At 61.2% G+C, this 14,488-nt stretch carries 10 protein-coding genes; 7 read left to right on the top strand and 3 right to left on the bottom strand.

Annotated features, from left to right (window positions below):
• The first annotated feature begins 296 nt into the window (after nt 1-296).
• Complete coding sequence (locus NX775_RS04290; protein WP_258834860.1) at nt 297-1,793, top strand: outer membrane protein assembly factor BamB family protein; 1,497 nt, start codon at nt 297-299, stop codon at nt 1,791-1,793.
• Between the two features lie 57 nt (nt 1,794-1,850).
• On the opposite strand, the gene NX775_RS04285 is transcribed toward NX775_RS04290, so the two are convergent.
• On the bottom strand, nt 1,851-2,276 hold the full coding sequence (locus NX775_RS04285) for a hypothetical protein (protein ID WP_258834859.1): 426 nt from the start codon (nt 2,274-2,276) through the stop codon (nt 1,851-1,853).
• Between NX775_RS04285 and NX775_RS04280 the strand changes: the two genes are divergently transcribed.
• Nucleotides 2,275-3,279 (top strand): S41 family peptidase, encoded by a 1,005-nt coding sequence (locus NX775_RS04280; protein WP_258834858.1) that lies wholly within the window; start codon nt 2,275-2,277, stop codon nt 3,277-3,279. The genes NX775_RS04285 and NX775_RS04280 overlap by 2 nt on opposite strands.
• A 231-nt stretch (nt 3,280-3,510) precedes the next feature.
• Nucleotides 3,511-4,314, top strand: a complete 804-nt coding sequence (locus NX775_RS04275; protein WP_258834857.1) for a regulatory protein RecX — start codon at nt 3,511-3,513, stop codon at nt 4,312-4,314.
• Nucleotides 4,315-5,660: 1,346 nt separating this feature from the next.
• Here NX775_RS04275 and NX775_RS04270 read toward each other — a convergent pair.
• Both NX775_RS04270 and curA read right to left on the bottom strand, forming a co-directional pair.
• Nucleotides 5,661-7,571, bottom strand: a complete 1,911-nt coding sequence (locus NX775_RS04270; protein ID WP_258834856.1) for a PAS domain-containing hybrid sensor histidine kinase/response regulator — start codon at nt 7,569-7,571, stop codon at nt 5,661-5,663.
• A gap of 93 nt (nt 7,572-7,664) precedes the next feature.
• Nucleotides 7,665-8,675 carry an NADPH-dependent curcumin/dihydrocurcumin reductase gene (gene curA, locus NX775_RS04265; RefSeq protein ID WP_258834855.1) on the bottom strand — a complete coding sequence of 337 codons (1,011 nt, stop codon included), beginning with the start codon at nt 8,673-8,675 and terminating at the stop codon, nt 7,665-7,667.
• A 177-nt stretch (nt 8,676-8,852) separates the two neighbouring features.
• Between curA and NX775_RS04260 the strand changes: the two genes are divergently transcribed.
• The 4 genes from NX775_RS04260 (at nt 8,853) to sppA (ending at nt 14,406) form a co-directional block, all read left to right on the top strand.
• The gene (locus tag NX775_RS04260) at nt 8,853-10,466 is read left to right on the top strand and encodes an NYN domain-containing protein (protein WP_258834854.1); all 1,614 of its coding nucleotides are present in this window, start codon (nt 8,853-8,855) and stop codon (nt 10,464-10,466) included.
• A gap of 96 nt (nt 10,467-10,562) precedes the next feature.
• Nucleotides 10,563-10,994 carry a hypothetical protein gene (locus tag NX775_RS04255; RefSeq protein WP_258834853.1) on the top strand — a complete coding sequence of 144 codons (432 nt, stop codon included), beginning with the start codon at nt 10,563-10,565 and terminating at the stop codon, nt 10,992-10,994.
• A gap of 57 nt (nt 10,995-11,051) precedes the next feature.
• The gene (locus NX775_RS04250; RefSeq protein WP_258834852.1) at nt 11,052-12,521 is read left to right on the top strand and encodes a sodium:solute symporter; all 1,470 of its coding nucleotides are present in this window, start codon (nt 11,052-11,054) and stop codon (nt 12,519-12,521) included.
• A gap of 28 nt (nt 12,522-12,549) precedes the next feature.
• Nucleotides 12,550-14,406, top strand: a complete 1,857-nt coding sequence (gene sppA, locus NX775_RS04245; protein ID WP_258834851.1) for a signal peptide peptidase SppA — start codon at nt 12,550-12,552, stop codon at nt 14,404-14,406.
• Nucleotides 14,407-14,488: the final 82 nt, after the last annotated feature.

Raw genomic sequence — 14,488 nt, 5'->3', positions numbered from 1 at the left:
AAAAAACCACAACGTACATACCGAACGGCATTATTACTTGTAGTCATGATCGCCTCCTCCGTATAATTTTCTTTTTAACAACGGTGGAGCACGGGATGAAGAGAAATAATTTGGCGAGCCTGCTGCTCGTTGCCATGGCGATGGCTGGATGCGGGGGCGGTGGCAGTGATGACAGTGGCGCCAGTACGACGCAGCCGGCGCCTGTCGCTGTGCCATCCCCGGTTCCGACGCCCGTACCGACCCCTGTACCGGCGCCTGTACCGGAACCCATTCCTGTCCCCGTTCCTGTCGCCACAATGACCGTGCAGTCAGGCACCATTGCCCGGGTAATTGCCAAGGACACCGGCATTCAGATCGACGTGACGGCGCAAGCTGCGAACTTTACGCCAGCCGGCACGCTGTTTGCGAGCGCCAGCGACAGCGCCGGCCTGGTGCAGCCGGCCGTCACGGTGACAGCCAACGGCGCCGGCAGCTACACCTTTACGCTCACGACCCTCGCATCCCAACCGGCCAGCCGTTACACCGGCAATGTGACCATCAAACTGTGCAGCGACGCGCCTTGTACCGTTGCGCAGGCTGTCCCATCGATCACCGTCCCTTACGATGTGACCGTACAGTCGAACCTCAGCGCCTGGCCTGGCGACAAGCTCACGGCCTTGTCCGCATTGAGCGGCGTGGCCGACTGGGCGACGTTCCAGGGGAACAATGCCCACACTGGCTATGTGCCAATCGAAGTCAACGCCGACAAGATGGTGCTGCGCTGGAAGCGCGGCGCAGTCAATAACAGCGGAAGCAACTTCAGCGCAACCATCTCCCCACTGGTAACGTCAAATGGACGCTTCTTTGCCAGCGGGGATAAAAAACTCACGGCCTACCAGGAAAGCGATGGCGCGCCGCTCTGGAGTTACGATACCACTGGCTTGACGTACGCCTCGGTCAATCCGCCAGCGGTCGATGGTGGCGTGGTCTACATGGCAGCCGGCCAGCAACAATCGACCTACATGTTGGCGTTCAATGCCGCCGACGGCAGCTTGCGCATGAAGTCGGCGATGACCTCGCAGTGGGACAACTACCTGTCGCCAATCGTGCAGAACGGCGCGGTTTATACCAACGGCGGGTCGTATGGCGGCATCTACGGCTTCGCCACGACCGGCGAGCAATTGTTCTTCAGCAGCTTGTCCCAAACTTCGGGGTGGTCGCCAGCGGGTGATGCACGTGCCATCTATGCCTATACCGGCGATGCACTGACATTGTTCGAACCGAAAACGGGCACCGTGCTGTCCTCGATCAAGGACACCGGTTTTTCCAACTACGTCTATCAGGTCGGCGGTTCCGCCGTCATCGGCGCCAATGGCGGGGTGTATGCGGCTGCCTATGCCAACGGCTACCTTAACGGCGGCAATATCGGCAATGCACTGACCCGTTTCGATACGCTCAAGGGTTTCGTGGACTGGCGCGTGCCTGGCGTGTACCGGGTCACGCCGGCCTATGCTGACGGCGTGCTGTATGCGCCCAACGCCAATCCGTACCGCATCGAAGCGCGCGCCGAGGCCACTGGTGCACTGCTGTGGTCGTGGATTCCACCGCTGAGCGGCGAGACATCGTTTTTTGCGTCGCCTGTCGTGACAAAAAACCTGCTGATCACCAGCACCAACCTGAACACCTATGCGATCGACCTGAAAAGCCATAAAGTCGTCTGGAGCTACCCGGCGCCCGGCTACCTGGCTATCAGCCAGAACGGCATCCTGTACATTCAAAGTACCGATGGGCTGGTCGCGGTCAACCTGAAATAACCAGCGGCACGCAGACAAAACCCCCCGCAGCGTTGACGCGCTACGGGGGGTTTTTATTTATGCAAATTCTAAATATGACCGGCTTACCTCTGCTGAGCTTGGCTTTGGGGAACTTTCAGAAATAGATGCGACGTTTTTTGAAATTACTGCAACGGCAGAGCGTGAAGTAGCGAAGTTCGCCGCTTCTTGCTTAGTCACACTGGCAACCACGAACTTGCGCTTTCGGCCAATAGCAGACATCGTGACGGCCCGGCGCATCGGGTGCGTTGCCTCTACAGTAAGTAGGTCACTATTGAAAACCTGCAATCTTCCCAGATATTGAAGAAGTGACACGACCTTTCTGTTCAGACAACATAAACCGATCGAGGTTTTAAGGGAAGAAATGAAAATATTGCGTTCTATTGGTACCGCCGCTATTGTCGCAGCCATCGCTTGTTCGCCTGCTTTCGCGCAATCGGCTGGGGTTTCTAACCAGCGTGACATGCAGATGAACGCCGCGAGCCGTCAGCAGTTGATAGACGCCGTGATTAAGGAAGTCAACAACAGCTACGTCTTTCCCGACATGGCGAAAAAGGTCGAAACATCGTTACGCCATCAGCAAAAGCGCGGATTCTATGACGCTATTGCTAGCGCACAGCAACTGTCCGAAGTGCTGTCCGATGAATTGCAGGCTGCCACTAAAGACCGGCACCTGCGCGTGATGTACAGCGAGGCGGTGATAGCCGGCAGGAAGTCTTATGACGAGCGATCGCCCGAGGAAGCCGCCAGCTACCTCGCGATGATGAGGTCGAACAATTTTGGCATAGATAAAATCGAACGGTTACCCTTCAATATCGGGTATTTGGATCTTGCGCGCTTCGCGCGCGCAAAGGAGATGGCCGAGACGCTGGCCGCCGCAATGACGCTTGTCGCCCATACGGACGCGCTTGTTATCGACCTGCGCAATAACGGTGGAGGCGATGCAGCTGCAGGGCTCCTGTTGGCCAGCTATATGTTTGACAAGCGCACCCAGCTAAACGACTTCTACTACCGCGAGGGCAACCGCACCGAACAGCGGTGGACTGCCGATGTCGTCCCCGGCCTGCGCTATGGCGGGACGAAGCCGGTCTATATCCTGACTAGCAAGGACACTTTCTCAGCAGCAGAGGACTTCACCTACGCACTCAAGAACCTCAAGCGTGCGACTGTCGTCGGTGAGACCACCGGAGGCGGCGCTAATCAGGGTGATAACAAGCGGCTGCTGCCAAACTTTTCACTCTTTGTACCACTAGGCCGCACAATCAGCCCGGTAACGAAAACAAATTGGGAAGGCGTTGGCGTGACGCCCGATATCAGCGTCTGTGCAAGCGATGCTTTGAGAACTGCGCAGCTAGCTATCTTGGCCAATATTGCGGCGTCGGAGAACAATCCTGACGAGCTAGGTCGCCTGAATGAGCGCATTGGGCAGCTTAGAGAACGCACTACTGGACGCATCACGTGTGGCTGATCTGAATATGCACGTTGGTAGTTACCTGCTATCTGGATCTGACGTCCGCTTCGGGTCGGATGCGGCCTGTCGCACCGGCCTCTACTTTTTGTTTGGCAGCCTGATATGCTTCACCCTACGGCCGGGTTCGGCCACAAGCCGCCAGTGCACCCGTGCAGGGAATACAATGGTTCGGCGAGGCGATTCGCCTGACGCCGACATCGTCAATCATGCCGCGAGCCTGACCTATCCATGTACCTGATCAACTCGAAGACCGGAAAACCTGTAGAGGTCACCGATGAGGACCTTAACAGGTATGGGAGTGGCGAAAAGCCGAAGCGATCAAGCTTCGGAGCGAGACCGAAGAGCAAGGATGACCAGACCGACCGGCCCAGCAAGCTTCCGCAACGTACTTTTGAGACGGAGGAGGCGCCGGCGCAGGATGGTGTGCCCAAAATCACGCGCAGCTCCGATTACAAGAAGAAGGTTCCCAAGACCAGTTTCGGGACGAAAAAGCCTGCTCCTGGAGAATATGCAAGGACGTCCGGCAAAAAGCCAAAGTACAAGGCGCGCGACCCGGCTCAACCACAGCAAAAACCGAAGCAACCGGCGCACCAGTATGCCGGATGGCTCCTATCCAAACGGGAGTATTCGGCAGCCGTACTGCGGCGCAAGCTGGTCCTGCGAGGCTACAGCGAACAGGAGGCAGATGACGCACTGATCCTCCTGCAGGGGTTGAATTACCAGTCAGATGAACGGTATGCGGAGATGAAAACCCGGCAGATCGAACCACGGGTCGGCGACGCGCGAGTCGCCCTGACTCTCCGACAGAAGGGTGTCGACGAGCAACTTACGAAGGCAACCATCGAGCAAATGGAGCCGGAAGATGAGCGCGTTGTCGTTGTGGTCGAGAAGTTTCGCAAGGACATTGCACAGACGGGGATGACACAAGAACTGCGGCAGAAGGTTTATCGCTTCCTGGCTTACCGGGGCTTCAGCGGCCATTCGATAAATATCGCCATGGAGCATCTGAAATCGGGGCCTGAATATGACTAGACGTTGCACTAGTAATGCGATGTGAAGCGATCAAGGCGCAGAAATTATTCCAAGATTTCCCTGCGCGATGGTGGGTGACACGGCGTTAGAATCCCGAGGCGGTTTTTCTTGAGCCGATAATTTCCCGCTTGATAGGCTGCCTAGGGGCGACGGGAGCTAACGGGTGGCTGGGAAATGATGTGCTTGGACCGGTTGGCGGCTACTAGCCAGAGCCAGGACAGTCAGCCACCTAGGCCGCACATTAAAATGAGCAATTCTGTCCGGTAGACTGCGGATGATGGAACTTCCGCTATCGGCCAGAACCGGATCTTCGATGATTGGCATTGTACGGCCAGGGGCGGACCTCTGACCCAACCTGAATTTGTGTGTGCAAAAACAGTTATCGTCACGCGAAAGCCTAGAAAAACATGACAAACCGGCATCGCGAAGCGGATTTGGTTAGCAAGCCAATGCGGCCTCAACCTTATACGCCTGGCCATCGGAACTACCTTCTTCCGTTAAATCAGCCAGTCCATGAACTACGTCCTCTCATGAAAAGCTGGACACGACGCTTGGTTGTTTTAGCAGCGTTATCGTTGGTCATATATAGATTTCACGGACTACTTGTGGATGACATCTACATACCTGGCAAAAGGTCTCCTGGCCATCACTATCGCGGGGCACGGGCTTTTGTGGCCTTACCGATGATTATCAGCTTTGCCAGCGTGTTAATTACTGTTGCGTTTGCTCGCTATGATCCGAGGCAAAACACTTTGGTCGCGGGACGATTTGCGAAGTTCCTTTTGACTGTGTCAGTCATTTCAATATTGGGTGGAATCGCGATGTTTCTTAGCCACTGAACGTTCAGTGCTGAAAATCCGCAATGGGTCGGATTCGGCCCTCCGTAACAGTCTGTGATTTTCCAGCCCGGGCGACCTGCTATGCTGAACTCGACTATCTATGTTGGCCGAGATCGCCTTTTCATGCAATCACGTTGGACCTTTGCATAGAATTTCATCTTCTCATATTGCGGCACCTGAACAATGCAACTTCGATGTCCAAACTGCCAAGCGAGACTCGGCTTCTTTAAAGAATCTGACCGTCAAAAGCGTGTCAGAAACGGCGCCTGCCCAAACTGCAGGCAGAAAATCACTATCGGTGTGAGCAGAAAAGCGTTTGCTTTCATCGTCCCACTCATAGTTTTTCTAACCTGGCTTACTTGGAACTGGTTCCCGCCTGCAATCTTGGGGCTCGGTGCAGGTGTTCTCATTTGGCTGACGGTTGTCAAGCTGGACAAAGCAACGTAAATCAATCCTCTCATACGCCGCTTCTGGTCGGAACCAGACGGTCGCCAAAGGCAGGGTGCGCTAGCCGGCGCCATCCAGCAGCGTGTACAGCTGCGCGATATCGATCGGCTTGACCAGGTGATGGTCGAACCCGGCCTGCAGGATCTGCTCGCGGTCGCTGTCCTGGCCATAGCCAGTGATGGCGATCAGCAGCGCGTGGGCGGTGCCGGGGCGGGCGCGCAGACGGCGCGCCAGTTCGAGGCCGTCGATGCCGGGCAGGCCGATATCGAGCAGGCATACCTGCGGCGGGTTGGCCAGCGTGGCGGCCAGCGCCTCGAGCGGATCGTGTTCGACCTGCACCTGGTGGCCGCTCGCTTCCAGCAGCATCGCCAGCATGACGGCCGCGTCGACATTGTCGTCCACGACCAGCACGCGCAGCAGCGCCGCGTCCGCGCCCGGCTGTGCATCGGGCATTGGCGCAGCCGCGGCAGGTGCATGCAGCAGTGGCAGGCAGACGGAGAACCGGCTGCCCTGGCCCGCGCCAGCACTTTCGCAGGCGACCTCGCCGCCATGCAGCTCGATCAGGCTTTTCACGAGCGCCAGACCCAGTCCCAGCCCGCCCGATGAGCGGTCCGAACTGCGCTCGGCCTGCGTGAACAGATCGAACGCGCGCGCCGCCAGCTCGGGCGCCATGCCGATCCCGTTGTCGAGGACATCGATGTGCAGCCGGTCGCCATGCGCGAAGGCAGTCACGGCCAGGCGGCCGCCCTCGGGCGTGTACTTGGCGGCGTTGCCCAGCAGGTTGGCCACCACCTGCACCAGCCGCTTGCGGTCGCCCAGCACCTGCGTGCCGGGCGGGGGCAGGTTCAGCGCCAGCGCGTGGCCGCGCGAATCGATCAGCGGCGTGACCTGTTCCACCGCTTCGTGCAGCACGGCGCCCACGTCCAGCACGGTCTGGTCGAGCTCCACCAGCCCGCGCGTGACGCGTGAGACGTCGAGCAGGTCGTCGATCAGCGCCGTCATGTGTTTCACCTGGCGTCCGATGATCTGGCTGGTGCGCTTGAGCATGCCATCGTCGAGCTTCGTGCGCTGCAGCAGTTCGGCCGCCGCGCCGATCGGCGCCAGCGGGTTGCGCAGCTCGTGCGACAGCATCGCGAGAAATTCGTCCTTGCGGCGGTCGGCCTCGCGCAGCTTGTCTTCCCAGGCCTTGCGCTCACTGATGTCGCTGGCGGCGCCGATCCATTCATAGACCTGGCCGGCCGCGTCGAACATCGGCACGGCGCGCGACAGCGTCCAGCCGCAACTGCCGTCGCTGCGCCATACCCGGTGTTCCAGTTCGAGGACCGCGCTGTCCTGCATCGCGCGTGCGATTCCGGCCTGGACGAACGCATGGTCGTCCGGCGGAATGTAGTCGTCGAGCCAGTTGCCCGTGGGCGCATCCGTGTCCTTCATGAAGCCGCGTCCCTCGAGGCGGCGCATCTCGGACCAGTCAGCGCTCATGCGGTAGATGACGTCGGCCGTGGCATTGGTCAGCGCGCGGAAACGTTTCTCGCTTTCGCGCACGGCCGCTTCGGAATTGACCTGGTCGGTGACGTCGATATTGCTGTGTGAAATGCAGACCAGTTCACCATCGGCGCCGAAGATTGGCGTGCTGGTGGCGGTCCAGAAGCGTTCTTCGAACCCTGTTTCGCCATTGGGCAGCACCACCGGAATCGGATAGCGCAGGGCGGGCAGGGTGTCAGGATGCCTGTTGGCGCGGACCCGGGCCAGCGAGTCGCGCAGCAGCGCCTCGCCGAAGTCGGCCGGGTCGGCCGGATTGTTGGGGAATGCCGTGAACAGGCTAAGGCCCACGAGTTCGGTGCGCGTACGCGCCGAGGCCTTCAGGAACGCGTCGTTCACGGCCAGGATCGTCGCTTCGGGCGTGGGAGACAGCAAGTAATGCCCGAAGGGCGATCGGTTGAAGACAGACTCGAACAGGTTGGTGGGCAGCATCGATGTTCGAAAAATGGTTGCAAAAGGTTAAATAATTATAGGCCACATTTGACGGATGCTGCACCAATTCCAAATGTCAATTGTGGCCGTTGATCATTCTGCGACGCGCACCACCAGCTTGCCGAAATTCTTGCCATCTAACAGGCCAATGAATGCCTCGGGCGCCTTGTCCAGCCCCTCGACGATGTCTTCACGGTAGCGCAGCGATCCATCCTTGATCCAGCCTGCGGCTTCTTTCAGGAAGGTCGGCTCGAGCCGCTCGACAAACTCGTTCTGCAGGAAGCCGCGTACGGTCAAACTCTTGAACAGCGTGAGGCTCAGGTCGATCGAGGCGCCCGCGCCCGCATCGTTGTAATGCGACACCAGGCCGCATACGGGCATGCGCGCGAAGTTGTTCAGCAACGGCTTGACGGCTTCCAGCACCTGCCCGCCAACGTTCTCGAAATACACGTCGATGCCGTCCGGGCAGGCCTTGGCCAGCTGCTCGGCGAAGTCCGGTGCGCGGTGGTCGACGACGGCGTCGAACTTCAGCTCGTCCTTGACGAACGCGCATTTCTCGGGCCCGCCGGCGATGCCCACGGCGCGGGCGCCCTTGATGCGGGCGATCTGGCCGACGACCGAGCCAACGGCGCCGCTGGCGGCGGCCACGACGACGGTTTCGCCTGCCTTCGGCTGGCCGATTTCGAGCAGGCCGGCATACGCCGTGAAGCCTGGCATGCCGAGCACGCCGACGGCGGTGGACACAGGCGCGCTGTCCGGATCGACGCGGCGCAGGTTGCTGCCATCCGAGATGGCAAACGACTGCCAGCCGAAGTAGGCCACGACGACGTCGCCTTCTTTCCAGTCCGGGTGGTTCGACTGCTTGACGCGGGCGACGGTCCCGCCGACCATCACATCGCCCAGCTCCAGGGCGGCGGCGTAGGTGGCGGTGCCGTTCATGCGGGTGCGCATATACGGATCGAGCGACAGGAACAGCGTTTCGAGCAGCAGTTCGCCGTCGCCCGGCGTCGGGATCGGTGCATCCTCGATGCGGAAGTTCTCTGCGGTTGGCTTGCCCTTCGGGTGCGAGACGAGGACGACGCGGCGGTTGGTTGTTGCGGTCATGTGTTGAGCTCCTTCGAGTGGATCGGATGGCATAGCATAAAGAACCTTGGCCGATGCTGCCCACGCGCCACACCCAATCGCTGAAACTGGCCGCCGGGCAATGTCATACGGCGCGAAACGGAAGGGCGTGCGTATAATCGCCATACGTTTGCCTTATCACTACAGAAAAAACAACTCATGGCCTCTTCTTCCGACAACATCAGCATGGCGGTGTTCTGCGACTTTGAAAACGTCGCACTGGGCGTTCGCGACGCCAATTACGAAAAATTCGACATCAAGCCAGTGCTGGAACGCCTGCTGCTCAAGGGCAGCATCGTGGTCAAGAAGTCGTACTGCGACTGGGACCGCTACAAGGGCTTCAAGGCGGCGATGCACGAAGCGAACTTCGAGCTGATCGAGATCCCGCACGTGCGCCAGTCGGGCAAGAATTCGGCCGACATCCGCCTCGTCGTCGATGCACTCGACCTGTGCTACACGAAGTCGCACGTCAACACCTTCGTCATCATCAGTGGCGATTCCGACTTCTCGCCGCTGGTGTCGAAGCTGCGTGAAAATAACAAGCAGCTAATCGGCGTGGGCGTCAAGCAGTCGACCTCCGATCTGCTGGTGGCAAACTGCGACGAATTCATCTTTTATGATGACCTCGTGCGCGAACAGCGCCGCACCGCCGCCAAGCGCGACGAGCGCAAGGCCGCGCCGCAACCGCGCCGCTCGAACGCCAGCAACAACACCAACACGAATGTCGGCGACGACAAGCGCAAGGAAGAGCTCGAAGCGCGCAAGGTGCAGGCGCTCGACATGGTGGTCGAGACGTTCGACGCGCTCACGTCCGAGCGCGGCGACACAGGCAAAATCTGGGCTTCGCTGCTGAAGGACACGCTCAAGCGCCGCCGTCCCGATTTCTCGGAAACCTATTACGGGTTCCGCACCTTCGGCAACCTGCTCGAAGAAGCGCAGACGCGCGGCCTGTTCGAATTTGGCCGCGACGAAAAATCCGGCACCTATGTATTCCGCAGCGCGCATGCAGGCAATGCAGCAGCGGGCCAGGAAGCCCAGCAGGACGGCACGCAGGCGCCGGACGCCGTGGTGCAGGACATGCTCGACGCGGCAGCGCCGGTTGAAGGCAATGACGAGCCGGTCAAGAACGATGGCCGTCGTGGCCGTGGCCGCGGTGGCCGCAAGGGCGGTAACCGCAACGACGCATCGAACGTACAAGCACTGGCGGAGCCGGTGGCGGTCGAGCCGGAACCACAGGAAGAACTGTTCGAGGAACCGGCAGCGCAACCGGAATCGCAACCGGAAGCGCAACCGGCCAGGACTGACGGCCGTCGCGGCCGTGGCCAAGGCGGGCGCAAGGGCGGCAACCGCAACGAGGCATCGAACGTGCCGGCGCTGCTGGAGCCGGTTGCTTTCGAAGCGGAAGCACAGGACGACACCTTCGACGAACCGGCATCGCAACCGACGCTGGTCGTGAGCGACGCCGAGCCGGTGGAAGCTGAAGCAGCGCCGGCGCCGGTCGAGAAGGAACGTCGCCGCGCGCCACGCAAGCCGTCGGCCAAGAAGCTGGCGGAGCAGGCTGCAGCTGCTGAAGCCGAAGCTGCTGCGGCAGCCGAAGCCGAAGCGCAGGCGGCTGCTGCCGCAGCGCAGGAAGACGTCGCGCCTGAGCCAGAAGCAGACGCGGATGCAGAAGACGCCGCGCCGGCACGCACCAAGGGCGCCCGTCCGGCGCGCAAGGCCGCGCCACGCAGCCGTCGTCCGGCCAAGCCGAAGGCCGGTTCCGACAACGGCTAATCACGGACTGCCGCGCGCCGCGCGCCGCTGCGCGATGCCATAATCACGACGCCTGTCCGGTTTTCGGGCAGGCGTTGTCGTTTGATGGAGCCTCGCATGCGCGCACGTGCCGTCCTGTTCCTGCTGTCCTGCCTGGGCGCGCCGGCGCTGGCTGCTGCACCGGCGGGCGTCGCCGCCGGTCATCCGCTCCTCGGCATCTGGCGGCTGACAGTGCCGGGCACCGAATGCGCCGAGACCTACCGCTTTCGCGCCGACGGCACCACGTTCGTCACCAGCGCCGCCGAGGTTTCCGAAAGCGTCTATACCGTTTCCGCCCAGCCCGACAAGCAAGGCTTCTATCGCCTGCAAGACCGCATCGTCAAAGACAACGGCAAGCCCGATTGTTCGGGCAACGTGATGAAGCCCGGCGCGCAGGTCATCAATTTCATCCAGTTCCACCCGTCACGCACAATTTTCCTGATGTGCGCCGACCAGACCATGCAAACCTGTATCGGGCCATTCCGTCGGGTGCGCAGCGAAGAGGTTTGAGCGCCGGTTGCCCGGCAGTGTATATTGCTGGGCAAAACGATCATCCCCGGCTTTTCCATGTCCCCGTTACTCCTGTTTTGCATCCTCATCGGCTACTTCGCCTTGTTGCTGGCCGTGGCCTGGGCCACGTCGCGCGGCGCCAACAACGACAGCTTCTTCATCGGTAACAAGAGCAGCAACTGGGTGCTGGTCGCCTTCGGCATGGTCGGCACCACGCTCTCGGGCGTGACCTTCGTCAGCGTGCCGGGCGCGGTCGGCGCCGATGGCTTTGGCTACGCGCAGATCCTGATCGGCTACGTGATCGGCTACCTCGCCGTCACCTGGCTCCTGCTGCCGCTGTACTACCGGCTGCAGCTGACCTCCATCTATCACTACCTCGACGTGCGTCTTGGCCGGCGTGCCTATCAGAGCGGGGCCGGCTTCTTCATCATTTCGCGCCTGCTCGGCGCCACCGCGCGCCTGTACCTGGTGGTGAACATCCTGCAGGCGGTCATTCTCGACAGCCTGGGCGTGCCGTTCTGGCTCAGCACCCTCGTCGTATTGGGGATGATCCTGCTCTATACCTACCAGGGCGGCGTCAAGACCATCGTCTGGACCGACACGCTGCAAACGACCGGCATGCTGTTCGGCCTGTTCGCGTGCGCCTGGTTCCTGCTGGGTGAACTGAACCTGTCGGTGCCCGATAGCCTGGAGCAGATGCGCTCGAGCGGCCTGGCCAGCGTGTTCACGACAGACCTCAACAGCCCGAATTTCTGGCTCAAGCAGATCGTTGCCGGCGCGCTGATCACCATCACCATGACGGGGATGGACCAGGAAATGATGCAAAAGACCATCTCGGTCAAGACGCTGGCCGACTCGCAAAAGAATCTGCTGGCGCTGACCGCCGTGCTGGTCGTCGTGCTGCTGTCGTTCCTGTTCCTGGGCGGCCTGCTGTACCTGTACGCGCCGACCGTGGGCGTGACGGCCACCGGCGACAAGATCTTCCCGGCTGTGGTCATGGGCCATCTGCCGCCCGCGCTGCAGATCATCTTTCTGATCGCGCTGATCTCGGCGCTGTTCCCGAGCGCCGACGGCGCGATCACGGCGCTGACCTCGTCGACCTGCATCGACCTGCTGGGCATCAAGCGCAGGACGGATCTGACCCAGGCGCAGGCCGAGGGCCTGCGCCGCCGCGTGCACCTGGGCTATGCGTTCCTGTTCCTGCTGCTCGTGATGGGCTTCAAGGCGGCCGACAATCCCAGCATGATCGGCGTGATTCTCAAGCTGGCGGCCTACACCTACGGTCCGCTGCTTGGCCTGTTCGCGTTCGGCATGTTCACGGCGCGCGTGCCGCGCAATCGCCTTGTACCGCTGGTCACGATCGGCGCGCCGGTCCTGTGCGCGATCCTTGAGTACAATCAGGCGTATCTGCTCGGCTCGTACCGGCTCGGGCTGGAACTCTTGATGATCAACGGCATGCTGGTGTTTGCGGGGCTGTACGCGATTTCGCTGCGCCACCAGGGCCGTCATTCCATGCAGTCTGCTTAATTATGCATCAACCTTTTATGGAGTATCGATGGCCTTCAAGCCCCTGAGCGCCCTGCGGCGCGGGTTCGTCATGCTGTGGACCGCGCTCGACGTGACCCGCCGCACCTTCGTCAACCTGCTGTTCCTGCTGATCGTGATCATCGTCGTCTCGCTCTTCTTCAGCGGTGGCGTCAAGCCGCTCTCGAACAAGACGGCGCTGGTGCTCGAGATCCGGGGTGACCTGGTCGAGCAGTATGAAACCACGCTGCGCGACGCGGTGCTCGACAACGTCGGCGGCGATTCCAAGCGCACCGTGCGCCTGCGCGACGTGATCGTCGTGCTCGACGCGGCAGCGCGCGATCCCAACATCTCGAGCGTCGTGCTGCTGCTCGACGAGATGCAGGGCGGCGGCATGGCCATGCTGCGCGAAATCGGCGCGGCGGTCGACCGCGTCAAGAAGAGCGGCAAGACGGTCGTCGCCTGGAGCGGCAGCTACGACCAGAAGCGTTATTTGGTGGCGTCGCACGCCAGCGAAGTGTATGTCCATCCGATGGGGATGGTCATGATCGAAGGCTTCGGCGGGCGCCGCAACTATTACCGCGATGCGCTCGACAAGGTTGGCGTCACGGTCAACCTGATCAAGGTCGGCACCTACAAGAGCGCCGCCGAGCCGTACATCGCCAACGGCCCGTCCGACGCCGCGCGCGAAGCCGACGCCTATCTGTACAACGCGCTGTGGTCCGGCTACACGGGCCTGGTCGAGAAAAACCGCAAGCTGCCCGATGGCGCGATCGCGGGCATGATCGAATCGCTCCCCGAGCGGATGGAGAATGCCGGCGGCAGTGCCGCGAAAGTGGCGCTGCAGGCCAAATTGGTCGATGGCCTGAAAACCCGCGACGAACTGCGCGACCTGATGATCAAGCGCGGCGCGCCGGACGACGACAACAAGTCGTTCCGCCAGATCGGTTTCTATGATTACCTGTCGCGTCATCCGCAGAAGCAGTTTGGCGATGCGGTTGGCGTCGTAGTTGCCGCAGGTTCCATCACCGATGGCGACGGTGGCCCCGGTGTGATCGGCGGACGCAGCATGGCCAACCTGATCCGCCAGGCGCGCGAGGACGACAATATCAAGGCGCTCGTGCTGCGCGTCGATTCGCCGGGCGGCAGTGCCTACGGTTCAGAGCTGATCCGACGCGAGCTGGAACTGACGCGGGCTGCCGGCAAGCCGGTGGTCGTGTCGATGGGCAGCGTGGCGGCGTCCGGCGGCTACTGGATCTCGATGGCGTCGGATGAAGTGATTGCCGACCCGGCCACCATCACCGGTTCGATCGGCGTGTTTGCGCTGCTGCCGACGGCCGACAAGGTCGCCGCCAAGCTGGGCATCCACACCGATGGCGTGACCACCACCTGGCTGGCCGACGCCTACAACCCGCTGCGCCCGCTCGATCCGCGCTTCCAGCAGCTGATCCAGTCGAGCATCAACAACGTCTACAGCGACTTCACCACCAAGGCGGCGGCGGCGCGCAAGACCACGCCGGCCAAGATCGACGAAGTGGGGCAGGGTCGTGTCTGGACCGGTGTCCAGGCCAAGGAGCGCGGTCTGGTCGATCGCCTGGGCGGCTACAACGATGCGCTGGCATCGGCTGCCGGCCGGGCCAAGCTGGGCAAGGATTACCGCGTCGTGTATGTCGAGCGTCCGGTCACGCGCGTCGAGCGTTTCCTGCAAATGGCGGGCGCCTCGGCGGTCCAGGCCATGACGATCCAGGTCAAGCTGGGCCTGATCGAGAACGCGATTCCTGCCGGCCCTGTGAACCAGGTCGCCGCTGACATGGCGTTCCTGTCGGAGCTGACCACCGAGCGCAAGCCGTTTACGGCAGTCACGCACTGCTTCTGCGGCAACTGGTAAAGCACGGTAGCGCGCATGGTCCACATGTAGCGACTTTGTAACTGATTGAGACAAAGGCGGGACGGGCGCAACACCCTGGTGT

Origin of the sequence: Massilia aurea, assembly GCF_024753205.1 — a bacterium.
Lineage (GTDB): Bacteria > Pseudomonadota > Gammaproteobacteria > Burkholderiales > Burkholderiaceae_D > Telluria > Telluria aurea.
The sequence above is the reverse complement of the archived record's forward strand: the minus strand, read 5'-3'. Positions and strand labels throughout refer to the sequence as shown.